30 protein-coding genes are annotated in these 22,925 nt (G+C 53.3%); 5 read left to right on the top strand and 25 right to left on the bottom strand.

Features of this window, described 5'->3' with window-relative positions:
* Positions 1-4: 4 nt before the first annotated feature.
* From DI44_RS10880 to DI44_RS10905, 6 genes are all read right to left on the bottom strand, one after another.
* Complete coding sequence (locus DI44_RS10880) at positions 5-391, bottom strand: DUF3397 domain-containing protein (protein ID WP_011230609.1); 387 nt, start codon at positions 389-391, stop codon at positions 5-7.
* A complete protein-coding gene (locus tag DI44_RS10885; protein WP_014195370.1) occupies positions 384-1,304 on the bottom strand; it encodes a 2-dehydropantoate 2-reductase in 921 nt (306 codons plus the stop codon). Before DI44_RS10885 ends, DI44_RS10880 begins: the two co-directional genes overlap by 8 nt.
* A gap of 69 nt (positions 1,305-1,373) precedes the next feature.
* The gene (locus tag DI44_RS10890) at positions 1,374-1,952 is read right to left on the bottom strand and encodes an RsfA family transcriptional regulator (protein ID WP_011230607.1); all 579 of its coding nucleotides are present in this window, start codon (positions 1,950-1,952) and stop codon (positions 1,374-1,376) included.
* Positions 1,953-2,021: 69 nt separating this feature from the next.
* Positions 2,022-2,777, bottom strand: coding sequence for an enoyl-CoA hydratase/isomerase family protein (locus DI44_RS10895; protein ID WP_033025035.1), 756 nt, complete (start codon positions 2,775-2,777; stop codon positions 2,022-2,024).
* A 166-nt stretch (positions 2,778-2,943) separates the two neighbouring features.
* On the bottom strand, positions 2,944-3,117 hold the full coding sequence (gene rpmF / locus DI44_RS10900) for a 50S ribosomal protein L32 (RefSeq protein WP_011230605.1): 174 nt from the start codon (positions 3,115-3,117) through the stop codon (positions 2,944-2,946).
* A gap of 145 nt (positions 3,118-3,262) precedes the next feature.
* Positions 3,263-3,802, bottom strand: a complete 540-nt coding sequence (locus tag DI44_RS10905) for a YceD family protein (protein ID WP_011230604.1) — start codon at positions 3,800-3,802, stop codon at positions 3,263-3,265.
* A gap of 309 nt (positions 3,803-4,111) precedes the next feature.
* Between DI44_RS10905 and DI44_RS10910 the strand changes: the two genes are divergently transcribed.
* Complete coding sequence (locus DI44_RS10910) at positions 4,112-5,332, top strand: nucleotidyltransferase (RefSeq protein ID WP_014195366.1); 1,221 nt, start codon at positions 4,112-4,114, stop codon at positions 5,330-5,332.
* On the opposite strand, the gene DI44_RS10915 is transcribed toward DI44_RS10910, so the two are convergent.
* Both DI44_RS10915 and DI44_RS10920 read right to left on the bottom strand, forming a co-directional pair.
* Positions 5,305-6,324, bottom strand: a complete 1,020-nt coding sequence (locus DI44_RS10915; RefSeq protein ID WP_015374352.1) for a SepM family pheromone-processing serine protease — start codon at positions 6,322-6,324, stop codon at positions 5,305-5,307. The genes DI44_RS10910 and DI44_RS10915 overlap by 28 nt on opposite strands.
* Complete coding sequence (locus DI44_RS10920; RefSeq protein ID WP_011230601.1) at positions 6,321-7,109, bottom strand: patatin-like phospholipase family protein; 789 nt, start codon at positions 7,107-7,109, stop codon at positions 6,321-6,323. The genes DI44_RS10915 and DI44_RS10920 overlap by 4 nt, the downstream gene beginning before the upstream one ends.
* Positions 7,110-7,242: 133 nt before the next feature.
* Here DI44_RS10920 and ylbJ point away from each other — a divergent pair, with 133 nt between their 5' ends.
* On the top strand, positions 7,243-8,478 hold the full coding sequence (ylbJ, locus tag DI44_RS10925) for a sporulation integral membrane protein YlbJ (RefSeq protein ID WP_011230600.1): 1,236 nt from the start codon (positions 7,243-7,245) through the stop codon (positions 8,476-8,478).
* Positions 8,479-8,617: 139 nt separating this feature from the next.
* Here ylbJ and coaD read toward each other — a convergent pair whose 3' ends face one another.
* Both coaD and rsmD read right to left on the bottom strand, forming a co-directional pair.
* The gene (gene coaD / locus DI44_RS10930) at positions 8,618-9,112 is read right to left on the bottom strand and encodes a pantetheine-phosphate adenylyltransferase (protein ID WP_011230599.1); all 495 of its coding nucleotides are present in this window, start codon (positions 9,110-9,112) and stop codon (positions 8,618-8,620) included.
* Positions 9,078-9,674 carry a 16S rRNA (guanine(966)-N(2))-methyltransferase RsmD gene (gene rsmD, locus DI44_RS10935; RefSeq protein WP_011230598.1) on the bottom strand — a complete coding sequence of 199 codons (597 nt, stop codon included), beginning with the start codon at positions 9,672-9,674 and terminating at the stop codon, positions 9,078-9,080. Before rsmD ends, coaD begins: the two co-directional genes overlap by 35 nt.
* Positions 9,675-10,070: 396 nt before the next feature.
* Here rsmD and DI44_RS10940 point away from each other — a divergent pair, with 396 nt between their 5' ends.
* On the top strand, positions 10,071-10,460 hold the full coding sequence (locus tag DI44_RS10940; RefSeq protein WP_011230597.1) for a hypothetical protein: 390 nt from the start codon (positions 10,071-10,073) through the stop codon (positions 10,458-10,460).
* Positions 10,461-10,519: 59 nt separating this feature from the next.
* On the opposite strand, the gene DI44_RS10945 is transcribed toward DI44_RS10940, so the two are convergent.
* The 7 genes from DI44_RS10945 to DI44_RS10975 form a co-directional block, all read right to left on the bottom strand.
* Positions 10,520-10,789, bottom strand: coding sequence for a YlbG family protein (locus DI44_RS10945; RefSeq protein ID WP_011230596.1), 270 nt, complete (start codon positions 10,787-10,789; stop codon positions 10,520-10,522).
* Positions 10,790-10,805: 16 nt separating this feature from the next.
* Positions 10,806-11,252 (bottom strand): YlbF family regulator, encoded by a 447-nt coding sequence (locus DI44_RS10950; protein ID WP_011230595.1) that lies wholly within the window; start codon positions 11,250-11,252, stop codon positions 10,806-10,808.
* Positions 11,253-11,392: 140 nt separating this feature from the next.
* On the bottom strand, positions 11,393-11,761 hold the full coding sequence (locus DI44_RS10955; protein WP_031205768.1) for a hypothetical protein: 369 nt from the start codon (positions 11,759-11,761) through the stop codon (positions 11,393-11,395).
* 40 nt (positions 11,762-11,801) lie between these two features.
* Entirely contained in the window at positions 11,802-12,035 is a 234-nt protein-coding gene (locus DI44_RS10960) for a YlbE-like family protein (protein WP_011230593.1), read from the bottom strand.
* Between the two features lie 12 nt (positions 12,036-12,047).
* Positions 12,048-12,431 carry a YlbD family protein gene (locus tag DI44_RS10965; RefSeq protein ID WP_014195361.1) on the bottom strand — a complete coding sequence of 128 codons (384 nt, stop codon included), beginning with the start codon at positions 12,429-12,431 and terminating at the stop codon, positions 12,048-12,050.
* Between the two features lie 80 nt (positions 12,432-12,511).
* On the bottom strand, positions 12,512-13,519 hold the full coding sequence (locus DI44_RS10970) for a CAP domain-containing protein (RefSeq protein WP_011230591.1): 1,008 nt from the start codon (positions 13,517-13,519) through the stop codon (positions 12,512-12,514).
* 123 nt (positions 13,520-13,642) lie between these two features.
* The gene (locus DI44_RS10975; RefSeq protein WP_023634054.1) at positions 13,643-14,068 is read right to left on the bottom strand and encodes a CBS domain-containing protein; all 426 of its coding nucleotides are present in this window, start codon (positions 14,066-14,068) and stop codon (positions 13,643-13,645) included.
* Positions 14,069-14,243: 175 nt separating this feature from the next.
* On the opposite strand from DI44_RS10975, the gene DI44_RS10980 reads away from it, so the two are divergent.
* Complete coding sequence (locus DI44_RS10980; RefSeq protein ID WP_011230589.1) at positions 14,244-14,603, top strand: YugN family protein; 360 nt, start codon at positions 14,244-14,246, stop codon at positions 14,601-14,603.
* Between the two features lie 26 nt (positions 14,604-14,629).
* Here DI44_RS10980 and DI44_RS10985 read toward each other — a convergent pair whose 3' ends face one another.
* The 8 genes from DI44_RS10985 to cyoE all read right to left on the bottom strand — a co-directional run bounded on the left by DI44_RS10985 (position 14,630) and on the right by cyoE (position 21,466).
* Complete coding sequence (locus DI44_RS10985; protein WP_011230588.1) at positions 14,630-14,935, bottom strand: Asp23/Gls24 family envelope stress response protein; 306 nt, start codon at positions 14,933-14,935, stop codon at positions 14,630-14,632.
* A 93-nt stretch (positions 14,936-15,028) separates the two neighbouring features.
* Positions 15,029-15,484, bottom strand: a complete 456-nt coding sequence (locus DI44_RS10990; protein ID WP_033025033.1) for a DUF420 domain-containing protein — start codon at positions 15,482-15,484, stop codon at positions 15,029-15,031.
* 48 nt (positions 15,485-15,532) lie between these two features.
* A complete protein-coding gene (gene ctaG, locus DI44_RS10995) occupies positions 15,533-16,435 on the bottom strand; it encodes a cytochrome c oxidase assembly factor CtaG (protein ID WP_033025032.1) in 903 nt (300 codons plus the stop codon).
* Positions 16,436-16,537: 102 nt separating this feature from the next.
* A complete protein-coding gene (ctaF, locus tag DI44_RS11000) occupies positions 16,538-16,870 on the bottom strand; it encodes a cytochrome c oxidase subunit IVB (RefSeq protein WP_011230585.1) in 333 nt (110 codons plus the stop codon).
* A 4-nt stretch (positions 16,871-16,874) separates the two neighbouring features.
* Positions 16,875-17,495 (bottom strand): cytochrome c oxidase subunit III, encoded by a 621-nt coding sequence (gene ctaE / locus DI44_RS11005; RefSeq protein WP_011230584.1) that lies wholly within the window; start codon positions 17,493-17,495, stop codon positions 16,875-16,877.
* A complete protein-coding gene (gene ctaD, locus DI44_RS11010) occupies positions 17,495-19,366 on the bottom strand; it encodes a cytochrome c oxidase subunit I (protein WP_033025031.1) in 1,872 nt (623 codons plus the stop codon). Before ctaD ends, ctaE begins: the two co-directional genes overlap by 1 nt.
* A 22-nt stretch (positions 19,367-19,388) precedes the next feature.
* On the bottom strand, positions 19,389-20,459 hold the full coding sequence (gene coxB / locus DI44_RS11015; RefSeq protein ID WP_033025030.1) for a cytochrome c oxidase subunit II: 1,071 nt from the start codon (positions 20,457-20,459) through the stop codon (positions 19,389-19,391).
* A 77-nt stretch (positions 20,460-20,536) separates the two neighbouring features.
* A complete protein-coding gene (gene cyoE, locus DI44_RS11020; RefSeq protein ID WP_011230581.1) occupies positions 20,537-21,466 on the bottom strand; it encodes a heme o synthase in 930 nt (309 codons plus the stop codon).
* 380 nt (positions 21,467-21,846) lie between these two features.
* Here cyoE and DI44_RS11025 point away from each other — a divergent pair, with 380 nt between their 5' ends.
* A complete protein-coding gene (locus DI44_RS11025; protein WP_011230580.1) occupies positions 21,847-22,800 on the top strand; it encodes a heme A synthase in 954 nt (317 codons plus the stop codon).
* The last annotated feature ends 125 nt before the right edge of the window (positions 22,801-22,925 follow it).

Raw genomic sequence — 22,925 nt, 5'->3', positions numbered from 1 at the left:
CACACTAAAGGCTCATCGCAACGCGAATGGCCATTCCGTATACAAGCAGCCCGGCGTAAAGGGAGGCAAAAATGAGAAAACTCGCCCGCCAAAAGACGCGGAACACCGTCCGCAACCGAAAGTCCGCCTTTTTCCGCCAATAGCCAAGCGCGATCGCCGCGTGCAGACCAAACAAAAAGAGAAGAAGAGGAACGAAGTACGATTTCCCAAACAGCACTGTCAGCAAAAAATAGACAGCGGCGATGAAAAAAACAGTCGCAGCGTTGACCGCGGCGTAAAACGCTGCCCGCCTCCGCCTGCCGACCAAGCGTGCTCCGAAGTAGACGAGCAAAAACAGCAGAAGCGGCGCGGTCACAAACGTCGCCAGCGTTGAAGCGAGCCAATCACCCATCCGTCTCTCTCCCTTCCTTCCCTTTCACCGCGCAAAAGACAAAGCGGACGACCGGCAGCATAGCGCCGCGCGCCTCCCCTTGTTTCAACACATAGCCCAAAATGGCGTCAATCTCCGTCCGGCGCCCGTTCGCCAAGTCCATATACATCGACGAATAGTTGTCCGCTGTTTTTTGGCATATGCGGACGACGCGCTCCCACGCCCGATTGGCGTCTTCAAGAGGCAGCACGTTCCGCACCTCATCAAACAGCTGCCTCATCATATCGCGGTACGGAGCCGTTTCTAGCAGCGCTCCGTTTTTCACTTGCAATAGAGCGGTGAGCGGATTGATGACGGCGTTGACGACAAGCTTGTCCACAAGAATGCGCTCCCAATCATCGGCCCATTCGATCGGAAAGCCGCGCTCCCCTTCCCGAAGCTCCCGGGCGTCGCCAAGTGAACCGTAGCGGGAAGCAAGTGTCAGCTTTCCGGCGCCCGTATGCGCCACCGTCCGGTCATCTAACTTCATTGCGCCATGCTCCACGACGCCGACGAGGACATTTTTGTCGGCAAACATCGTCAACTGCTCGAGATGCCCCATGCCGTTTTGCAAAAAAACGAGCGTGCGAACGCGGCGAAACGCGTCGATTTGCGCACAGACGGAAGCGAGATCGTACTGTTTGACGGTCACAAACACGAGCGGCTCGTCCAGCTCCGCTCCAGCAAACGGCTGCGCGCGCACCGCCACGACCGATGTCTCGCCATCTTTTTTTAGCGCCACACCATGCTCGGCAAGCTGCCTTGCTTGGGACGGACGCCTCGTATAGACCGTCACCCCATGGCGCCGCCCAAGATAAGCGGCGAGCAGCAATCCGACTGCTCCGCCGCCGACAATCCCAATGTTCAATCCTTCTCCCCCGCTTTCTTGCAACATGGCGTTAGCCTTATTTTAGCAGAGATCTTCTTCTTCCGTTAAGAAAAAAAGCCGGCGAAAAGCCAGCCTTTACCCTTCGTCGACGCCTTCAGCCACTGCATTCGGAGCCGGTTTCCCGCTGTCTGTCACCATTTTGCGCGCCCGCTCCATAATGGAAAGCAGCGTTTTATACTCCTCCTGGATCGCAGCTAGTTGTTTTTGCAGCGATTCTTTTTCCATTTGCAACTTCGTTACCATTTGCTGCAGCTGCTCCATATCGTTTTTGAGCGCCCGGTTTTCATCGGCCGTCCGTCGAGCGTCGCGCGCCTTTTGCTCCTCAGCTTGCAAAAAGGCCAGCACTTCCGCCCATGACAAATGGCTTTTGACTGCCGCTTCCACCTTCTCCTGCCCCTCGCTTTCCTTTGTTGATGGGGTTTCTTTTTTTCGCATCTTCCGTTCTTGCTTGGCTTGCTCGATCTCCTCCTTGTACTGCTTGCGAACGCACGAATTCCAGCGAAATCCGCACGCTGCCGCCGTCCGCGACAAGCGCCGCCCGACTTCGGCAAACGCCTCCAGCTGGGTGCCGCCTTCGCGAATATACTGAAGCACAACATTCGCCAACAACTCATCCTCTTCTTTCGTCCATGCATCTTGACGTACTCCCGTCATCCCCTTCCCCCCTTATCGCCGCTTTGTCATTATATGTATGCGGCTAGTAGAAACGGTAGAAGGAAAAAATTACTTCTTACACAAAAAAGGACGCAATGCCTGTTCATGTTCAGCCGACCCCCACAGCTCGGCGCAACGGGCGATCTCGGCGAAAAACCGCTCTCGAAACCAAGCTGTTCGCCATTTTTCGCCGGCTGCGGCCTTATATGCCTGCAAGACGGAAAGCGACCGCTCCGCATAAGGCGCCAGCCGTTCACGCCATTGTTCGCGCCAATGTTCGGCTGGCAGGATGGCGTCAACCCAACCGCACGCTTCCATCGCCTCCGCCGTCATCGGCTCGGCGCGCAGCAATAAGTCAAGCGCCCGCCCGTACGGAAGTTTGGCAAACAGCATCGACGCTCCTCCCCAGCCGGTTGTAATGCCAAGCCGGCCTTGCACAAATCCGATCCGGCTTCCTTCTTTGGCAAAGCGAAAATCGCAAGCGGTCGCCAGCTCGCAGCCGCCCCCCATCGCTGTTCCGTTGACAAGGGCGGCCGTCAGCTTCGGAAACGTCAGCAGCCTGTACAGCAGCTCTCCCATGCGCATGAGCATCTGTCTTGCCTCCGTGCCGCGCAAATGCCCAAACTCGCTCAAATCGCCGCCGGAGCAAAACGCCTCGCTGCCGGCGCCGGTAATGGCGAACACTTTCACCTGTGGATCAGCCGCCGCCTGTTCCATCGCCTCCTCAAGCGCCCCCATCACGGCAAAATTGATCGCATTCCGTTTCTCTGGACGGCAAATCGTAAACAGTGCAATGCCGTCATGATGCTCCAACATTGCTTCCATCAGCACGTCTCTCCTTTCTTCATCACATCAATGAATTGGGCGCGTTCTCTTCAATTTCCTGCCTCACGACGAAAAAAACTGCCGCCTAGACGAACAGCGTTGATTTTTTGCAGACAATCAAAAAGGCTGTCCTCTTTTCGGACAGCCTGTCGTTCGATGTCGGCCATTATTTGTTGACGACATCTCTTCCTTTGTATGTTCCGCATGCTTTGCAGACGCGGTGCGCCAATTTCCATTCGCCGCAGTTCGGGCATTGCACCATGCCTGGCACTTGCAGTTTAAAGTGCGTGCGGCGCAGCCGTTTTCTCGTTTTCGATGTTCTTCTAAAAGGTACTGCCATCATTCCCACCTCCTTGTCGGGCGCATTTTGGCATATCCATGCCGGCGAATCAGTCAACCTCGAGGCCGCCGTCCGCCGGCACACAAGGCGGCTGCCGGACGGTGCGCAATATTCGGCGCCATCGGCCGGCAACGCCGACTCACGATCATTCCTCTCGTTTTTCCTCGAAAAACTTGGCCAGCCCTGCAAGGCGAGGATCTACTTTCTTTTCCCGCTCTTGCATCGCTTTCTCCCATTCTTCTTCCGACAGAACGTCCCATCCTTCCCCATGTTGCGGCGCTCCGCCGGCAACCGGTCCTTCGGCGATCAGCTGCAACGGGATTTCAAGCAAAATCAACTCGCGGATGATGGGATTCAAATCAATCGTGTCCCCCGCCACCATATGGGTGTCCTCATCGGTCTTCACGATGCCGCTGCCATCCGCAAAAAACGTCTCCGTCGTCTGAATGGAAAACGGATACGTCACATCGACAAGCGTCCGCGAACAAGGCAACACCATCGTTCCGGACAACGTCAAATGAAACGTGAATTTTGTCGACCCGACATCCGCTTTTCCTCGGACGTGCACCGGCGAAATATCGCGGATCAACGTGTCAATTTGTTTTAAATCGGACACATCGACCGTCTCATCAATCGCCATTTCCTTATGTTGAAAACGGCGAAGCTGTTGGACCGTCCATTTCATATCATCACCTCAAGGCAACGAATAAAATTATACGTTTCGTTTCTAGTTTTGTCAATGTTTTTTCTTTACAACCACTCATTCCTTGGGAAAAGAACGGCATACTCCCATCATTTCCAAATGCCATTTTGAACATGCACGGTCGGCGCGCGGACATCGGAAAACGGTCGACCGCTTCGTTTCTTTTGCTGTCCTCACCGCATGTTGCCGTTGATCTTCGCCGCTTTCTATTCCATACTAAGTTCAGATAGAATAGACAGCCATTTCGTTGCGGCCAAGCCGCGCGAATCGCCATGAAAGGAGCGAAAAAAGGTGAAAGCCGTCGGCGTGATCGTGGAATACAACCCGTTTCACAACGGTCATTTCCACCATTTGAACGAAACGAGACAAAAGACAGATGCGGACTGTTTGATCGCCGTCATGAGCGGAAACTTCTTGCAGCGCGGTGAGCCGGCCATCGTCTCCAAATGGGCGCGGGCAAAAATGGCGCTCGCCGCCGGCGTAGATGTGGTCATCGAGCTGCCGTACGCCTTCGCTGTGCAAGCGGCTGAACAGTTCGCACATGGGGCGGTGCAGCTGCTTGCGGCGATCGGCTGCCAAGAGCTTTGCTTTGGCAGCGAATCGGGGGAAATTTCCGCTTTTTTATCCGCGGCCAAAACATGGCTTGAACAGAAGGAAACGTTCGATTCCCTCATCCGCACCGGGCTGGCGCGCGGACAAAGCTTTCCGAAAGCCGCCGCTGAAGCGTGGCAAAAGTTCGGCGCCGCTCCGCTTGATTTGTCCAAGCCAAACAACGTGCTTGGTTTTGCGTATGTGAAAGCCATTTGGCAAAACAAGCTGGCGATGATGCCACGCACGATTCCGCGGCTGGCCGCCGGCTATCATGACGAATCATTTTCCCACCCGTCGATTGCGAGCGCCACCAGCCTGCGGAAAACATTGCGACAAACCGGTCGTCTCGAGTCGATCGCGGCGTACGTTCCGCCCGCTGCGCTCGAACAACTCCGCCAATATCGGGAGACATACGGGCGCTTTCACGATTGGGAAGTGTATTTTCCGCTCCTAAAATATCGGCTGTTGACCGCCACAGAGGCCGACTTGCGCCGCATCGCCGGCGTGGAGGAAGGGATCGAACACCGGCTGAAGCAACACATCGCCCACGCCGAAACGTTTGCCGCCTTCATTGCCGCCGTCAAAACGAAGCGATACACCTGGACAAGGCTGCAACGCCTATGTGCGCATGTGTTGACGAATTTCACAAAGGAGGAGCAAGCCAAAGCGGCCAACCCGACCTATATCCGGCTGCTCGGCATGAGTGAAGCCGGCCGCCGCTACTTAAAGCAGGTGAAAAAAAGCGCTGCGCTCCCGCTCGTCGCCAGAGCATCCAAACTCAACGGCGACTCTCTTTATGAGCAAGAAAAAAGAGCGGCAGCTGTGTACGCCGCCGCTTTTCCGGAGCCGCTCTACAGCGCCGCGCTGAAAGAAGAATACGCCACGGCGCCGATTTACGTTTCCGGCATCGAACGCAAATAACGAACTGCCTCGTCGAACGTATCGACCGGGACGATTTTCATATGCGTCCCGATTTTTTTCGCCGTCCGCACCGCCTCGCGATAGTTCGACGTCGGCGCACCATGTTCGTTCGGGGCGAAAAACACCTCGGCTCCTTCGCGGTCAGCGGCCACGACTTTTTGCGAAACACCGCCGATCGGCCCGACGTTTCCGTCAAGATCAATCGTTCCGGTGCCAGCGATTTTATGACCTTTTGTAATATCTTCATCGACAAGTTGGTTGTAAATTTCAAGTGAAAACATGAGCCCAGCCGACGGTCCGCCGATTTGTTCCGACTCCACGTCAACCGGCGGGTCGGTGCGGACGTCATAATCGGTCATGAGTGTCACCCCAAGGCCGACTTGGTTCGGGTGCTGTCGAAACGGCTTCAGCTCGAGCTCTGTTTCCTGCCGCTTCCGGCCGCGAATGAATGCGACGCGGACGCGATCACCCGCTTGTTTTCCGAGAATGTAGTTGACCATCTGCTCCGATGTGCCGAGCGGCTTTCCGTCGATCGCGACGATGCGATCGCCGGTCTCTAGACGGCCGGCGGCCGGCATATCAGGGAGGACGCTCATGACATAAACGCCATGAGGTTCATACGACACCGGCTTTCCGGCGTGGCGATAAGCGACGACGATCGCCGCTTCCTTCGACTGTTCCATGAGCTCAAGCTGGCGCATCGTATATTCCTTGTCGCTCTCCCCTTCCTGCTTGATTTCCTCGACCGGATGAAGCTCATAAAAAGGGCGGATATGGGCAAACAAATACGCTATCACATTCGCCCGCCCCATCCGCACCGTCGTAAGCATAAACGTTCCCTTATCGCGGTCGCCGTTTTCCACGTGAACGAGCGGCTTTAAACTTTGCGCGCTTCCCGGCATCGTCACATAATACGGCAGCTTCATAAAAATAAGCAGAAAGGTGAGGGCGGCGCCAAAGAAAAACAGGGCAATATACGTCCGTTTTTTCATTCGTGTGATGGCTCCTTCCACTGTTCGATCGCTTGACGGATCGCTCCCACTTGCTTCCGCGCCTCCTCTTCCCCGCGAGCGATGATTTCCTCAATATCCTTGAACGCCCGCGAGCTATACTGTTCGACTCGCGGCCGGATCATAACGTCTGAGGCGAGCTGACGGTGAGCTACCAGTTCCGCTTGCAAAATATCGAGACTCTGCCAAATGACATCGGCGATCGACGCAATTTCCGCCTTTGTGTTGAGCGGAGAGACATCGACGGCGATGACAATATCCGCTCCCATCGCTCGGACGACCGACACTGGCACCCGGTCAACGACGCCGCCGTCGACAAGCAGTCTGCCATTCACCTCCGCCGGCACAAAAATGCCAGGAATCGAGATGCTCGCCCGCACCGCCTGGGCTGCTTCCCCTTGCCGAAACACGACTTTCTCCCCTGTCTGCAAATCAGCGGCGACAACAGCCACAGGCGGGGACATCTCCTCGATTCGTTTCCCTTTCGTCAACAAGCGAATAAACTGCGTGATGCGCTCGCCAGCGATCAGTCCCATTTTCGGCACCGTCCAGTCAAGAAAATCGTTGCGTCGAAACGATTGAGCCAACCGATAGAGACGATGGAGGCCATGGCCGCTTGCGTAAAGGACGGCGACGAGCGCGCCGATGCTGCTGCCGGCCAAATAGGAAATCGGAATATGCTCCTCCTCGAGCACTTTCAATACCCCAAGATGGGCGAACCCGCGCGCTCCTCCCGACCCGAGCGCCAATCCGACTTTTGGCGGCACGCCTCCTCCCCCCTTTGTCGCAGCGCTATCCGCTTTCATCTTATGGTCTAAAACGCCCCCCTATGCTCGTATATTAGGTTATATGAGGTTGTACTACAAGAAACCGCACGGCAAAAAAAAGGGGGGGGGAAAAGTGAAACAAAATTGGGGGGCGAAATGGAAAACCGTATTGCTCGCTTCCGCCGCCACCTTGTTTGCGTTTTCGCTCATTTGCTATCCAAAACAGTCGCTTGAAGCGTCCATTCGCGGTTTAAATATGTGGTGGGAGGTCGTCTTTCCATCGCTTTTGCCGTTTTTTATCGTCTCGGAGCTGCTCATCAGCTTCGGCGTCGTCAGCTTCCTTGGCGTCTTGCTCGAGCCGCTCATGCGCCCGTTGTTTCGCGTCCCGGGCGTCGGCGGATTCGCCTGGGCCATGGGAATGGCGTCCGGCTACCCGTCTGGAGCCAAGCTGACCGCCCGCCTGTACCAGGAAAAACAGCTGACGACGATTGAAGCCGAACGGCTCTCGTCGTTCACCAATTCATCCAACCCACTTTTTATTTTTGGAGCTGTATCAGCGGGATTTTTCAACAACCCGCAACTCGGCCTTGTGCTGGCCGTTTCCCACTATTTAGGAAACATTAGCGTTGGGCTGATCATGCGCTTTCACGGCATCCGAAAAGAACGGAGGCAATCGAAGCGGCAGCCACGCTCATTTTCGCTCCCGTATGCGCTGCGCACACTGCACCGCACGCGACTGAAAAACGAACAGCCGCTTGGCAAACTTCTTGGCGACGCCGTGCGCTCTTCTGTCCAAACACTGTTAATGATCGGCGGTTTTATTATTCTCTTTTCGGTTATGAATAAACTTCTGTATATGATGCATTTGACCGAACAGCTTGCCCCATTGCTGCGCCATCTGCTCCGCCTTGCCCAGCTGCCGGAGCAGCTTGACATCCCAGTGTTTTCCGGCTTGTTTGAAATTACACTCGGCAGCCAAATGATCAGTCAGACCGATGAGGCGATGCTGATGGAAAAAGCAGTGGCCACAAGCTTCGTCCTCGCTTTTGGCGGTTTTTCCGTCCAAGCGCAAGTCGCCAGCATTCTCGCCGAAGCGAACATCCGCTTTCAGCCGTTTTTCATCGCGCGCTTGCTGCACGGAGTGTTTGCCGCTTCCTTTACATACTTGCTTTGGAAACCGTTGTACATCAAAACAGCCGGCGGAATGCCGACCCACATCCCAGCGTTTCTTCACGCCGCAAAAGACAGCGCTTGGAATGAAGGCTGGCGGTTGCTGCAGCAATACGGGCCGCTCCTGACACTGTTGTTCCTTTGCCTTTATATATGGCTCGTCATCAAGGCGGTCAGTAAATCGCGCGGGCGCTCATAAGACGCTTGAGCGCCCAGCTTTTTGGCAGCAAAAAGCCATCGGGGCGGTTCGCGTCGTCTCAGCCGTGAGCCGCCCTTGACGGCAAAACCGGGCCGGCGCCGACTGCAATGTTCGCTTAAGCGGCTTTCATAAGGAAGCGTCAATCAGCGGCCGTGGACGCAAATTTCCGCTTCAGCGCCTGCTCAACAACCGGGGGCACGAGCTCGGAAATATCGCCGTTGTATTTCGCCACTTCTTTGACGATGCTCGAGCTTAAAAACGCATACTGGCTGTTCGTCATCATAAAAAACGTTTCAATGTTTTCATCAAGAACGCGGTTCATCGACGTAATTTGCATTTCGTATTCGAAATCGGACACAGCGCGCAAGCCGCGCAAAATGGCATTCGCTTTTTTGCTGCGGGCGTAATCAACAAGCAGGCCGTGAAACGCTTCGACATGGACGTTCGGAAGCGTCCGCGTCACCTCACGAAGCAGCTCGATCCGCTCCTCGACAGTAAACAGCGGCTTTTTCGACGAGTTGTTCAACACCGCCACATACACTTGATCAAACACTTTCGCCCCTCGTTTAATAATATCCAAATGCCCGTACGTCACAGGGTCAAAGCTCCCGGGGCAAACCGCAATGCTCGCCATCGCTTCCATCCCCTTCCCATCTATAAATCGTCACACCGGTGATACCGTATGTTTCCCGCTTCCATCGTGTCAGGCCGCCGACCTCCTCCGGCAGCTCCGCCTCCGCCGAGTGTTCAGCGACGACGACGCCGTGCGGTTCCAGCAACTGACGCCCGGCGATCGACGACAGCAACGTCGGCCACTGTTTCTCTTTGTACGGCGGATCAAGGAAAATAACCGCAAAGCGGAGGCCGCGCTTCGCTACCGCCTTCAGCGCCCGCTCGGCGTCGTTGCAGTAAATTTCCGCCCGCTTCTCAAGCCCGCAGGCCGCCACGTTTTTTCGGACCGTCTGCACCGCTTTCCTGTCTTGATCGACGAAAATGACGCGCTCGATTCCTCGGCTGAGCGCCTCGATGCCCAAGCCGCCGCTGCCAGCAAACAAATCAAGACCGTTGCCGCCTGAGAAATATGGCCCGATCATATTAAATATCGCTTCTTTGACTTTATCGGTCGTCGGCCGCGTCGACATCCCTGGAACCGCTTGCAGACGCCGTCCTTTGCATGTCCCGGAAATGACTCTCATCGCCTTCACCCAATTCACCGTTTCAAGGTGGCCTTGTCATCCATTTGATTCGTTGTTTTCATGGTAATCTTACCATAAAGTTGATGATCGTCAAACTACGGAATTTTTTCGCCATTCATGTATAGAAATCGGCAAACGGTCCATAATGAGTAATGGCAACACGCTTGACGCGTTGTTGCCAGTGACGGAGAAGACTTACGTTTCCCCATAAGTTCTTCCTCCGGTTTCTCCTCTCCCTTTTCTTTATTCTTTCCGATCCTTGTTCCGCCCTGCGCGGAGGCAAGGAACTGGAAAGGGCCTTGCGGATTCATTTCCGCAAGGTTTTTTTTTGATTGCAATTCGCGAAGATGGCCGGTAAAGTTAAGGGTGGACGATGCTTGCAAGGGGGAACGATTCATGATCCAACGATTTATCGAACTTGGCGAAGGATATTCCGATATATATGAGCTGATTGCATTGGCGAAGGCCAACCGCCATCGTTTGTCCGGATTCTTTGTCTTTCATACGGTGAAAAAAGGCCAGGCGGTCGTCTCCTTGGCCGTTGTCCTTCATCCGACGGATCCCGGCGATTTCCAACCACTTTACATTTGCCGTGAAGGCATTCCCGATCCGTCCGTCAAGCCAAACAAACGGTACGAACTATTTATGGAAACCGCAAAGGAACTGGGCATGGACGTCATTCACCTTGATGTTAAGCCATCGACGATGTTCGCTGAACCCGATTTATATTACCAACATTTGATCGGCATTATGCGGATGAATCGCTTCATCCCGCCGCTGCAGTAAACAAAGAAACAGCGGGTCGAAAAGCCGGTGCCGGCTTTTTTTCGACCCGCTGTTTTCCTTCATCCAAGCGGATACGGGGAGTCTTTTTCCTTCTCCCCTTTCGATTCAAATTCCAGTTTTAAAAATGGGCGGTACGACGGCTCGACCCGCTTGACGAACGGAAGCGAGGCGAGCTTTTTCATTACATGGTCGACTTGCTCCATATCACAATACAGAACAGCATACTTCAGCCGTTTGGAAATGTAATGAATGTTGCCGAACTTGCGCAACTGTTTCCCATATTTCAGCGAATGAAGCCAAACGATAATCCCTTGCCGTTTTGGAAACATAGTCCCTTCCCCTTTTTTATGTGCGGCAGCCGCAGCTTCCGCCCGCCCCGCAGCCACCGGAACAGCCCGCCGACAAAAAGTACGGATTTCCGGTCGGCACTTTCACATGTTCGGACACCGCTTTGCCGATCAGCACGCTGATCTCATCAAGCAACTCTTGCATCGCCTTCTCCGCCTCCTTAAAGGCGGCGACCGTCTCATGCAAATCGAGCTCCCGCTTCGCTTCGCGCACTTCTTTCATCACGTCGCGGTAATCAGGATGGTATTTTCCGAAGCGCTGCACTTCTTCGTAGCGCTCCTTCAGCTTGACAAAGCGAGCGATCAGCTGCTGGGCGCGGCGGTCTTGCTTCAGCCGCCAAAAGGCGCGGCGGTATTCGTCCGCCACGTCCGACTCGACAATCATTTTGGCCAACGCTTCTGCTTTATCTAAAATCTCGATGCGCTCGAGAGTCGCAATCTTCACCAAATGGCACCTCCATTATCCATCATACCATGAACGAAAAGAAAATGAAAAGGAAAGAGATAGCAAAGAAGCAAACAAAAAAGGCGATCCAGACTGTGCCGAATCGCCTCTGTTCGCCTTTTAAACGATCGTCGTCATCTCTATCGGATGGCGACGTCAAATTCGTGCGTCATGCCGGTTGCTTTCCCATCATTGTAGACGAGCTCAAGACGGATGGTATGTTTCCCGCTCGGCAAACCGCGCACGATAAAGGCGGCCGTGTATACTTCCGTCATTTTTTGCCCGTTGACATAGACATTAATGTGTCCGCCGCCGCTCCCTTTGCGGAACGGAAAGTGGACGGCAACACATTCAATGAATACGTCGCTTCCTTTCACTTCATGCTTCACCTGAAGCGAACCGCCCACTGCTTCGGCGTGAGCGGAGGACGACGGCGCCGGCTCAAAGAAGGCATACGCCGCAAGCAATATGACAGCCGCAAACCATGCAAACCACTTTGGCAAAGACATCACTCCCTTTCGAAACTAGTCTTTGCCATTGGCCGCCCGATTAGTCGCGCATGGCTTTAAACATTTGCCACATAAGCGACGCCATTTGCAACGATTGGGAGATTCTTTCCACTTTGTCAGGGATCGTCAGCTCATAGTGGCGCAAGGCGGCCAATTGGAACGTCGACAGTTCATGCGGACGGCGGGCAAGGAGCCGGTACCAGCGCGGCTGTTCGCGCAAAAACGCGCGCAACATCGGTGTTCCTTGTACATATTGCCATACATCTTTCCTCATCGCCACCACCCTTTAATCTTTGCGGAACGAAAACGGATGCGCTTCTTTGTTTCTTTGTTCTTGACCGGCCCCTTGAAATTCGGAAAGAATGCTTTGGATCGCCGCGATCGCCTGCTGGACGTTCGCCAAATGTTTTTGCACATCGGCTGCATCGATCTGTCCAAGCATAGACGCGAGCTTATCGAGCCATTTGTTCGTTCCTTTTTCCTCCTCTTTTGCCGCACCGTTTGTTTCCCGATACGGCTCCCATATGTCATCGTCTTCCCCGAACAAATACCAATCCTCATACACTTGTTTCCACGTCTTTTTGCCACTGCGCACCTCTTGGATGATTTTTGGATGTTTTTTCACAAACTGTTTAAACTGTTCAACGGAAGGATGCAGAGGCTTGACCATGGCGGTTCTCATCCCTTTCGTCCACTCATGCCTATCTGCCATATCATATCGCATCCAACAAAGAGAGGTGCGCCCAATTTTTAGAGCGGCGTAAAGAAGTTTTGCGTATAGTAATCGGCGTAGACGCCAACGCCCAAGCGGGTGAACTCTTCGTTCAACATAATTTTCCGATGGTTTTGGCTGTTCAGCCATCCGATGGTCGCCTCAACGCCATCGACTTGATGGGCGGCGATATTTTCCCCGGCAAGCTGGAACGGAATGTGAAGCGCGCCAAGCCGCCTCGATAAATCGCCATACTGCGGCGACTCGTGGGAGAAAAACTGGTGATCATGCATATCTCGGCTATGTTTTTCCGCAGCGGCAGCGGCCTTGTCATCCCACATGAGAGAGGAAAGCCCATGGCGACGGCGGATCAAATTCGTCCAGTCAAAAATTTGCTTCGCGTTGGCCGCATCAACAGCCTGTCGCTTTTCTTCCGACAGCGGCGCGGCCGCCGGCAGGCTGCCGCGGTAAACGAGCTCGTACGGCCGCAACTTGACGAACGTTTCTGCATCCATCAGGCGGATCGCCGCCACCTCGCCGGTAAAGCGGTCAACATACAGCTGAGCGTAGACGCTGCCAACTTTGACAACCGGCCTTGATGAGTAATCTTGTTCAGACAGCTCAAACCGGTATGTCCCGTTGCCTAGCTTAATCTCAATGTTCGATAGCACCGGCATCGTTTGAAAAATCGTCTGCAACCGCTGGCCGACCGCAAACGGTTCAACGTTCACCTTCTCTCCGCCGACAAGGGCGGTGACGACGCGACCGCGCAAGATGCCAATCTGCACGTACGACTCGGGTCGACGGCTGTACACCCACCAGTCATATCCGTAAGCTGACGGGTCGATTCGGTCTGGGGCGCCAAACAGTTTTTTCGCCTCTTGCGCCGATTGCCCGATCAACGCAACGATGCCGGCCGTCGCCTTCGGCTCTTTCAACATGTATCGATTCGTCTCTGGCTGCTCCGGGGGGCTCGGGGGCGGCGGACTCGGCACAAAATAATACAATCCAATCAAGAAAAACAAAAAAAGGAAAAACCATTTCACACGGCAACTCCCGCTTTCTGCGCAATCTCCTTATTGCCATTATAGCCGTTTTTTAGAGGCAAAAAAAAGAGGACACCCAAAAAGAGCGCTCCTCCTCGAAAGAAGCCGTGTCCGTTGCATTTGTCAATGGATGGCGTCTTGTTCGGAAATCTCGCTTAACGCACGACCCGCGCGTTCATCAGAATAGCGGTTCGTCGCCAAATCGCCGAGCGAGATGATGCCGACCAAACGCCCGTTTTCTACGACCGGGAGGCGGCGAATTTGGTGACGTGCCATCATATCTGCTGCCTTTTGCACCGAATCGTCCGGAGAAAGCGTGACGAGATCGCGGCTCATCACTTCCGTCACCGCAGTCGAACCAGGACGTTTTTCAGCCATGCCGCGCACGACAATATCGCGGTCGGTAATCATTCCGACAAGGCGGCCGTCATCGACAATCGGAATCGCCCCAACGTTGAAATCGCGCATTTTTACCGCCGCTTCGTAGAGATTGTCAAGGGGGGTGCAATATTGCACATCCGTTGACATGACGTCCCGTACCGTTTGCATTCTTCGTCTCTCCTTTCTACCCGTATTGTGCGCCGGATCACACAAAAAAATGCGAGCGAAACGGAAACAACGGCAAACAATTCGTTGAAAAGCAAACCGTTTTCGTACTATTATAAATGAGGGGATGATTTCCTGTTTGGCGCTTTTACATACTGTGTTGTTAGGAGGAAGAAGGATGAAGTTTGAAAATACCGGACTGGAAAATCAGACGGTCGAACTATCCCGCCTTGATGACATTATGGAGCGCCTCGGCTTTGTACGCGCGGCGCAATGGGATTATGAACGGGTCACATACGACCGGAAATACGTCGTGAAAGAAGGCACCTACTATTTGCGCGTTCAAGGATACGCCATTGAGGGAAACGTCGATTCGCGCTATGCACTCATTAAGCTGCTCACGCCGATTTTAGGGAAACATTACTATCCACACGGCGTCGAATACGGCGATGATGAGCATTTTCCGTCCTCTCTTGTCAGCCAATGCCAAAACGTGTTGGCGCAGGTCAAAAGCGAGCTTGAAAAAATCAAAGAATAATCAAAAAACGCATGAGAGCGCGGTTCTCATGCGTTTTTTTCCGGCATGACAAGCCGTTTGACAACAATGTCGACCGCCTCGGCGACATATGGCGTCATCGCGGCGATCTCCTCGGCAATATGCTGTTGCAGCTGGCGGCAAACTTCCATCACCGGCGCCCCATATCGAATGGACATCTTTACCGTGACGCGGCACCGCCCGCCTTGAGCAACGGTGATGAACACCTCACAATCGTCAAGGGCGACCTCCGTCTGGCCGCGCACACACATCATGACAATTGTCAATAGCGTCGCCTCTACGGCGCTCCGTTTCCGATAGCGAAACGTGTTCACCGCCTTCCCCCCCGCTGCACAAAATCACGTCTATATAGGCGTGTTGTATTCTATGCTATGCAACCGCCGCTGCCCTTGCTCCTTGCCCGCCGGTTAAAAACCGAGCACCGCCTTGATGAGCGACGTCGTTTGGCCCCCTGGATAGAGGACATAAAGCAGCCAATAGACGACGACCCCGGTTGAGGCGCTGCCAAACCAAATGATGCTGGTGATCGGCCCAAGCCGGCGATGGCGGGAGTGGCTGTCTTTCAGCCCCGTCCAGATCGTCACAAGGCCAAATACGGCGCCCACTGTCGCCAACATGATATGGAAAATAAGAAACACCGTATAATAGACTTTGACATTCTCCGGCCCGCCAAAGCTCGTATTGCCGATAAACAACGTCCGCGACATGTAAATGGTGAAAAACAGCAAAGCAAACACCGCTGCCGTCAGCATCACCTTTTTATGCGCTTCGATCCGCCTGCGGCTGATCAAATACCACCCATAAGCAACAAGCAAAGCGCTGATCACGATGCAGCTCGTGCTGATTGTCGGTAAAACGGCCATCGCTTCTCTCCCTTTCTTCTTTGTTCATCGTTGGCGGCCAACCGCGCTTTACAGTTTGGTCGGCCGCGGCTCCATATCCATGCTTGGCTCTTTCTCCCGCTCCTTCCGATACCATTCGGTGAAGATGAAGAACAGCATCGTCCCGTACACGATTTCCTGGATGATTTTCATCAACACTCCGCCGAGCTGCTGATCATGGAGCGGCGACATCGATAAAAACATTTGCGGCCCGGTCAAATCAAGCGAAGCCAGCGTCCCTTGAGGAACGCATAGAGCCAGCGCGGCCATCCATGCTTTCGGGTCAGTATACGTCGCATAAAGCGGCGTATCGGTAAAAATGATGAGCGCGCAAGCCGGGGTCAACAGCATGCCGTCAGCGAAAATGTAACCCATTTTTTTTAGGCCGGACAACGTTTGCCAATCGGGCAGCTTGTTGACAAGCGGCCACCACATGCAAAACGCGGCAACGAAAATGACCGAGGTAACAAACGCATGCAGCCACATATTCATTTTCACAGCGTCAAAAATGAATGGAACGTGATAAAGCGAAAACAAGCCGTTAAACAGCAGCAACGCCACAATTGGCTTTGTCAACAGCCGAAACACGCGGCGCACTGCTGCGAAACGGAACGCTCGCTCATAAAGCGGCGCCGGAATGCCTAAAATAAAACATTGCGGCACGATCAAATACAGCACTGCCATTTGCACCATATGGGCGGTGAACGTCAAATGGCCCATCAAATCCAACGGAGACCCTTTGCATATATAAAGAAGCGCAATCCCGGTCAAAAAATACGCTTTCTGCTTCTCCGAAACGGCATCACCGAGGCCGAAACGCTGCCGCCATGGCCCGGTGATCCCCATGTACAGCAACGCAACCGCCGCTAACATAAGCAAAAAAAACGGACTCCAAAGGGCAACGGGGCCAAACATTTGCAGCGATTGAAACATACGAATCCCCTCCTGATTTGTCCTTTCCCATTATACTATACGACGCCGCGCCAAGGCTATTGAAAAAGGGGAAACCGGTGCAAAAACCGATTCCCCCTTTTCTTACCACCAAACGACTGTTGTAAACGCCCAAACAAGTAGAAGCATAACCGCCACACCGCCGTAAATAAACATCGCCGGGAATTCGTGGCCTTTATGGCTCATGTGCATGAAATAATACAGCTGAAATGCGACCTGCACGGCGGCTAAAAGCAAAATAAACGGAACGACAAACCAATGGGAAAACTCTTCGTAACCAACGGCGGCGAAGGCAATGAGCGTCAACAAAATCATCAAAACGAATGCAATCATTTGATGGCGCATTTCTTCCGCATTTTTCCGGCGGCGATACGCTAAGTCGATGCGCTCATTTCCTGAATTCGTTTGGTTCGCCATACGTTCACCCCACCATTCCCATCAAGTATACAACGGTAAAAATGAACACCCAGACAACATCGATGAAGTGCCAATAAAGGCTCGCGACGTAAAACTTCGGGGCGTTGTATAAATTCAACCCACGCTTAGCGTTGCGAATCATGAGCGTCAAAATCCAAAGCAACCCGAACGCGACGTGGCTTCCGTGCGTGCCAACGAGCGTGTAGAACGCTGAAGCGAAAGCGCTGGTCGTAAACTTATGGCCTTCATGCACATATTCATTGAACTCGTAAATTTCCAAGCCCAAAAAGCCGGCGCCAAGCAAAACGGTAATGCCAAACCAGAGCTGCATCTTTTTAAAGTCAAAGTTTTTCATATGATAAATGGCATACACGCTCGTCAAGCTGCTGGTTAGCAGCAGCATCGTCGCCATGAACACGACCGGCATTTGGAACAGTTCTTCCGCCGAAGGGCCGCCGTTCGTTTTATCTTTGAGCGCCAAATAGGTGGCGAAGAGAGAGGCGAACAGCACCGTCTCTCCGCCTAAAAAGAGCCAGAAGCCAAGAAACTTATTTTTCCCCTCAAGGGTGGCGCGTTCCGGCGCGGCCGGAAACGTCTCGGCCGTCAATTTTTCCTCTGCATGCATCAGGCGTTCGCCCCCTTCTTCTCAAGTTCAAGCACTTCTTCTTTATGGATGTGGAAGCCGTGATCATCGATCACCGAGCGCAAGAACATCGAACCGAGCGTAATGAGCAGGCCGAGAATGCCGACCGGCAAGCCCCATCCAGCATCGTTATGATACGTAAAGCCGAAGGCGGCGACAAACAGACCGAACGCAATGACAAACGGCAGGAACGACGAATTCGGCATATGGATGTCGCCAAGCGGTTCGGCTGGCGTCAATTCGTTTTTGCCTTCCATTTTTTCGAGCCAGAAAGCGTCCAGCCCGCGGACGAGCGGCAGTTGGGCAAAATTGTACACCGGCGGCGGCGAAGCGATCGCCCATTCGAGCGTGCGGCCGTCGCCCCACGCATCGCCCGCCACTTTTTCTCCTTTTGCGGTTGTAATCACGATGTTAATGAGCAAAATGACCGTGGCGGCCGCCATAAAGAACGCGCCGATCGTACTGATCAAGTTGCCAGTCTCCCATCCTTGATGCGGCAAATACGTAAACACGCGCCGCGGCATCCCTGTCAAACCAAGGAAGTGCTGAATAAAGAACGTTAAATGGAACCCGATAAAGAACAGCCAGAACGTAATTTTGCCGAGCGTTTCATTCAGCATGCGGCCAAACATTTTCGGCCACCAATAATGCGTGCCCGCGAGCAAAGCGAACACAACCCCGCCGACGATGACGTAATGGAAGTGCGCAACGACGAAATAGCTGTCATGGTATTGATAGTCCGCCGCCGCCGACGCCAACATGACCCCGGTCACCCCGCCCATGACGAACGACGGAATGAAGGCGACCGCATAATACATCGGCGTCGTAAACTTGATGCTTCCGCCCCACATGGTAAACAACCAGTTGAAAATTTTGACTCCTGTCGGAACGGCGATCGTCATCGTCGCGACGGCAAAGATGGCGTTCGCAATCGGCCCCATCCCGACCGTGAACATATGGTGCGCCCATACCATGAACCCTAAGAAAGCAATAAGCACCGTCGCAAACACCATTGACGAATAACCGAATAGGCGTTTGCGCGAGAACGTCGCGAAAATTTCCGAGAAAATGCCGAACGCCGGCAAGACAAGGATGTATACTTCCGGATGGCCGAACACCCAGAACAAGTGCTCCCAGATGATCGTATTGCCGCCGGCAGCGGGGTTAAAGAAGTTGCCGCCAAACAATCGATCCATCATCATGAAAATCAAGCCGACCGTAAGCGGCGGAAACGCAAACAAGATGAGCGCCGACGTCACAAACGTCGCCCATGTGAACATCGGCATGCGCATAAACGTCATGCCCGGAGCGCGCATGTTGATGATCGTCACAAGAAAGTTAATGGCACCCATGATCGTTCCGAAGCCGGAAATTTGCAGCCCGAGCGTATAAAAGTCGATGCCATGATGCGCTTTTGAGTCAAGCGACAGCGACGCATACGACGTCCAACCAGCGTCCGGTGCGCCGCCTAAAAACCATGAACAGTTCAAAAACAAACCACCGAAGAAAAACATCCAGAATCCAAGAGCGTTCAAAAACGGGAACGCGACGTCGCGCGCGCCGATCTGCAGCGGCACGACTGCGTTCATAAAGGCGAAAACAAGCGGCATCGCAGCCAAGAAAATCATCGTCGTCCCATGCATCGTCAACACTTCGTTATACAACCCGCCGACAAGGAAATCGTTGTTCGGCTTGGCGAGCTGAATGCGGATGAACAACGCCTCGAGACCGCCGAGCAGGAAGAAAAACCCGCCGGCAATCAAGTACAGATGGGCGATTTTTTTATGGTCGACCGTTGTCAAATAATCCCACAAAACGGCGCCAACACCCTTTTTGCGCGCGATTGTACTCACGGTGAAACCTCCTTCTCATGCTTTATTCCACTTTTAAGCTCATCAAATATTTCGTCAATGCATCAATTTGCTCTTCCGTCAAGTGGCCATATGTACCCGCCATTTTATTTCCAGGCTTCACGCTGTTCGGGTCTCTCAGCCATTTTTTCAGATTTTCTTCGTTATGCTCCAAAATACCGGCGATTCGTTCGCGATCGCCAAAGTTCGCCAAGTTCGGCGCCGTGCGCGCTTGCACCGGACGCTTGTCCACAGGCGTCACCGCATGGCAGCCAATACAGCTTTTATTGAAAATCGCTTCCCCTTCTTTGGCAACCGGATCGGTGACAACCGGTTTTTTCGCATTTTGCATCTTTTTCACCCAGGCGTCAAATTGGTCGCGCGGCAACGGCCGAACTTTAAAATCCATCAGCGCATGGGACGGACCGCAAAGCTCCGCACATTTGCCGTAAAAGACGCCGCCGGCCTTATCGGTCGCTTTTTGATCAAAAACAAGCCAAAATTGGTTTTTGTTGTCGGTGTTCGTATCCATTTTGCCGCCGACCGCCGGAATCCAGAACGAATGTTTGACATCCGACGCAATCAAGTTGAAATACACTTTTTCATTCGTCGGCACGACCAAATCTTGGCTCGTGATAATGCCGTAATCCGGATATTCAAACTCCCACCAGTATTGGTTGGCGCGAACATTGACGACAACTGTATCCTTATCTCGTTTTTTGTCGTTCATCGCCTTGACATCGGCCAGTTTAAACGTGGTTGATACCGTCGGCACGGCCAAAATGAGCAAGAGGATGATCGGAATGACAGTCCAGATAATTTCCAGTTTATGGCTTCCTTCCACTTGCTTCGGGATTTTATTTTCTTCCCCCTTGCGCCGCCGGAAGCGGATGACAACGTAAACGAAGATGATCGCCACGACGACAATGACGAGCACCATGATCGATGTGCTCAACAACATGAGCGAATACTGCATGTCCGCTACTTCACCGGCGGGCTGGAGCGTCGATAAAAACGGTTTGCCGCAACCGGCGAGCAACAGCGCCATCATCCCGAACAGGGAAAATAAGCGCCAGTTACAGAGCCCCTTGTTCATAGCCTAATCAAACCCCTCTTTCTTTGATGGATAAATGTATATAAATTCTTTCACTAAAGAAAGAATTTTATCTTAATTCACCAAAGCGTCGCGATGATCATCGCCACGAACAAAATCGTCAAGTAATTGAGCGAATAGACGAACATCCACTTCGCCCATTTGATGTCATCTTTCATTTTCAAACCTGCCAATCCCAGCAGCAGCCAGCCGACATTGAGCAGCGTGGCCACGATTAAAAATGGAACGCCAAGCGAGAACAAGTAAAACGGCAACGGCAGCAAACATGCCACCCAAACGATGATTTGCCGCTTCGTCATGGCGAATCCATGGACGACCGGCAGCATCGGGATGCCGGCTGCACGGTATTCTTCGCATCGCTTCATCGCCAACGCCAAAAAGTGCGGCGGCTGCCATAAAAACATGATCAAAAACAAGATGAGCGGAACAATATGAAACTCCGGATCGACCGCCGTCCAGCCGATAACCGGCGGCACCGCGCCGGAAATGCTGCCGACAACGGTGTTGATCGTGTAATGGCGCTTCGTCCAAAGGGTGTATAAAAAGACGTACGTCGCCATACCGATCAATCCAACGACGGCAGCCGTAACCGTTGTCATAAGCAGGCCCATCTCGCCGATTGCGACAAGACCAATCCCAAGCCAAAGCACCCGCCGCGGATCCATCGTCCCGGTGACGGTCGGGCGTGCTTTCGTCCGCTCCATATATTGATCAATGTCGCGGTCAATGTAGTTGTTGATGGCGCATGAACCCGCAATGACAAGCGCTGCTCCAAACAGTGTGAAAAAGACAAGATGCAGGTTCTCCAAAAAGTGTTCCCCAGTAAAATAAAACGCCAGCCACATTCCGGCGAACGTCGTAATCAAATTGGAATTGACGATTCCGATTTTCACAACAGACGACAACTCTCTCCAAACTGCCTTGACGCTCACATGCGAGCGATGCCCGGCATCGGCCGCATCCTGGTGCACCGCTTTCAATTCGGCCATGTCTCCTGTTCCTCCTCGCTGCGCCGCTCCTTGCCCGGCCGGCGCCGTGATGTTGCCTGAAATTCTTTCCAACGCCAAATAGCAAAAACGGGCTGTTTCCTCTTTATATTAAATCACATTTTTTCCTCATCATGTGAACTTTTTTTGAATAATTTGTGTCAAATTTTTGAATCCGTATGCCCCAAACGGTTCATTCGCTTGTCCCATTAATATTTCTAGCAAACTTAATCGACTTATTCAATATGCAAACGTCATTTTGTGTTTCCCGGCGCCATCGTGTAAAATAGACTTGGCTTAGCGACACGGTTGGCTGCAATAAAATCCATCACTTTACTAATATGGACAAAATCACAATTTCTCAATACAAGAAGGTGAAGATTTTGCAACGTTCACTGAAATGGTTTGCCTCGGCAACCACGTTGGCAATGTTGTTTGTTTTAATTGGCGGAGCGCTTGTGACCAAAACCGGCTCCGGCATGGGATGCGGCCGATCATGGCCGCTGTGCAACGGCCAATGGGTGCCGGATCACATTACGCCTGAGCTCATCATCGAGCTGAGCCATCGACTCGTTTCCGGCCTTGCCGGCATCATGGTGCTCATCCTTTCCATCTGGGCATGGAGAGCCATTGGCCATGTGCAGGAGACGAAGTTTTTAGCGGTCATATCGTTTGTCTTTCTCGTCTTGCAAGGGCTGATCGGCGCCGCCGCGGTCGTGTGGGGGCAGTCCGATTTCGTCCTCGCCTTGCATTTCGGCATTTCGCTCATTTCGTTTGCCGCTGTGCTGCTATTGACGCTATTGATTTTTGAAATCGACAAAACGTTTTCCGCCGCTTCGCTTTCGCTTGACGGCAAAATGCGGTTTCATATTTACGGCATCACCATATACTCATACATCGTCGTCTACACCGGAGCGCTCGTGCGCCATACGAACGCCAGCCTCGCTTGTCCGAGCTGGCCGCTTTGCGCGAAAACGCGCCTCCTCCCGGTTCAGTTTCATGAATGGGTGCAGATGGGCCATCGATTGGCCGCTGCTGTCATCATCATTTGGATCGCCGCCGCCGCGATACATGCCGTCCGCCATTACCGCAGGCAGCCGGTCATCTACTACGGATGGCTCATCGCCCTTTTGCTCGTGCTCGCGCAAATGACGACTGGAGCGCTTGTCGTTTTTACGCAGCTGAATTTATACATTGCCTTGGCGCATGCCTTTTTCATTTCCTGCCTGTTCGGTGTGCTCAGCTATTTATTGCTTTTGGCGCTCCGCACCCGCCGCGCGCCGGTAAAAGCCGCCGACCATTCAGCTGGGGAAGCGGCGCCGGCGACGTTGAAATGACGTTCGTCGGTCAGCAAACCAAAAGGGGCTGACCCAAAAGGTTGTCTGTCTTCAAGATAGGCACAACCTATCGTGCAGCAGAAGCAGTCAGCACGTATATAGAGCAATCGAGTAGGAGAGGGTGA

Source organism: Geobacillus sp. CAMR5420 (assembly GCF_000691465.1).
GTDB classification, from domain to species: domain Bacteria; phylum Bacillota; class Bacilli; order Bacillales; family Anoxybacillaceae; genus Geobacillus; species Geobacillus thermoleovorans.
This window is presented reverse-complemented; position numbering and strand designations above follow the sequence as displayed.

Bases quoted from the DNA above. Each gene is read 5' to 3' on its own strand.
- DI44_RS10940 (WP_011230597.1), top strand. From the start codon at position 10,071: ATGATCCAACGATTTATCGAACTTGGCGAAGGATATTCCGATATATAT.
- coaD (WP_011230599.1), bottom strand. From the start codon at position 9,112: ATGGCGAGCATTGCGGTTTGCCCCGGGAGCTTTGACCCTGTGACGTAC.
- DI44_RS10905 (WP_011230604.1), bottom strand. From the start codon at position 3,802: ATGAAATGGACGGTCCAACAGCTTCGCCGTTTTCAACATAAGGAAATG.
- DI44_RS10955 (WP_031205768.1), bottom strand. From the start codon at position 11,761: ATGTCTTTGCCAAAGTGGTTTGCATGGTTTGCGGCTGTCATATTGCTT.
- DI44_RS10960 (WP_011230593.1), bottom strand. From the start codon at position 12,035: ATGAGGAAAGATGTATGGCAATATGTACAAGGAACACCGATGTTGCGC.
- DI44_RS10890 (WP_011230607.1), bottom strand. From the start codon at position 1,952: ATGACGGGAGTACGTCAAGATGCATGGACGAAAGAAGAGGATGAGTTG.
- DI44_RS10915 (WP_015374352.1), bottom strand. From the start codon at position 6,324: ATGAAAAAACGGACGTATATTGCCCTGTTTTTCTTTGGCGCCGCCCTC.
- DI44_RS10975 (WP_023634054.1), bottom strand. From the start codon at position 14,068: ATGCAAACGGTACGGGACGTCATGTCAACGGATGTGCAATATTGCACC.
- DI44_RS10990 (WP_033025033.1), bottom strand. From the start codon at position 15,484: ATGGCCGTTTTACCGACAATCAGCACGAGCTGCATCGTGATCAGCGCT.
- DI44_RS10965 (WP_014195361.1), bottom strand. From the start codon at position 12,431: ATGGTCAAGCCTCTGCATCCTTCCGTTGAACAGTTTAAACAGTTTGTG.
- DI44_RS10980 (WP_011230589.1), top strand. From the start codon at position 14,244: ATGAAGTTTGAAAATACCGGACTGGAAAATCAGACGGTCGAACTATCC.
- rsmD (WP_011230598.1), bottom strand. From the start codon at position 9,674: ATGAGAGTCATTTCCGGGACATGCAAAGGACGGCGTCTGCAAGCGGTT.
- DI44_RS10945 (WP_011230596.1), bottom strand. From the start codon at position 10,789: ATGTTTCCAAAACGGCAAGGGATTATCGTTTGGCTTCATTCGCTGAAA.
- DI44_RS10880 (WP_011230609.1), bottom strand. From the start codon at position 391: ATGGGTGATTGGCTCGCTTCAACGCTGGCGACGTTTGTGACCGCGCCG.
- ctaE (WP_011230584.1), bottom strand. From the start codon at position 17,495: ATGCATGCAGAGGAAAAATTGACGGCCGAGACGTTTCCGGCCGCGCCG.
- DI44_RS10885 (WP_014195370.1), bottom strand. From the start codon at position 1,304: ATGTTGCAAGAAAGCGGGGGAGAAGGATTGAACATTGGGATTGTCGGC.
- ctaG (WP_033025032.1), bottom strand. From the start codon at position 16,435: ATGTTTCAATCGCTGCAAATGTTTGGCCCCGTTGCCCTTTGGAGTCCG.
- rpmF (WP_011230605.1), bottom strand. From the start codon at position 3,117: ATGGCAGTACCTTTTAGAAGAACATCGAAAACGAGAAAACGGCTGCGC.
- DI44_RS10895 (WP_033025035.1), bottom strand. From the start codon at position 2,777: ATGGAAGCAATGTTGGAGCATCATGACGGCATTGCACTGTTTACGATT.
- ctaF (WP_011230585.1), bottom strand. From the start codon at position 16,870: ATGGCGAACCAAACGAATTCAGGAAATGAGCGCATCGACTTAGCGTAT.
- coxB (WP_033025030.1), bottom strand. From the start codon at position 20,459: ATGAACAAGGGGCTCTGTAACTGGCGCTTATTTTCCCTGTTCGGGATG.
- cyoE (WP_011230581.1), bottom strand. From the start codon at position 21,466: ATGGCCGAATTGAAAGCGGTGCACCAGGATGCGGCCGATGCCGGGCAT.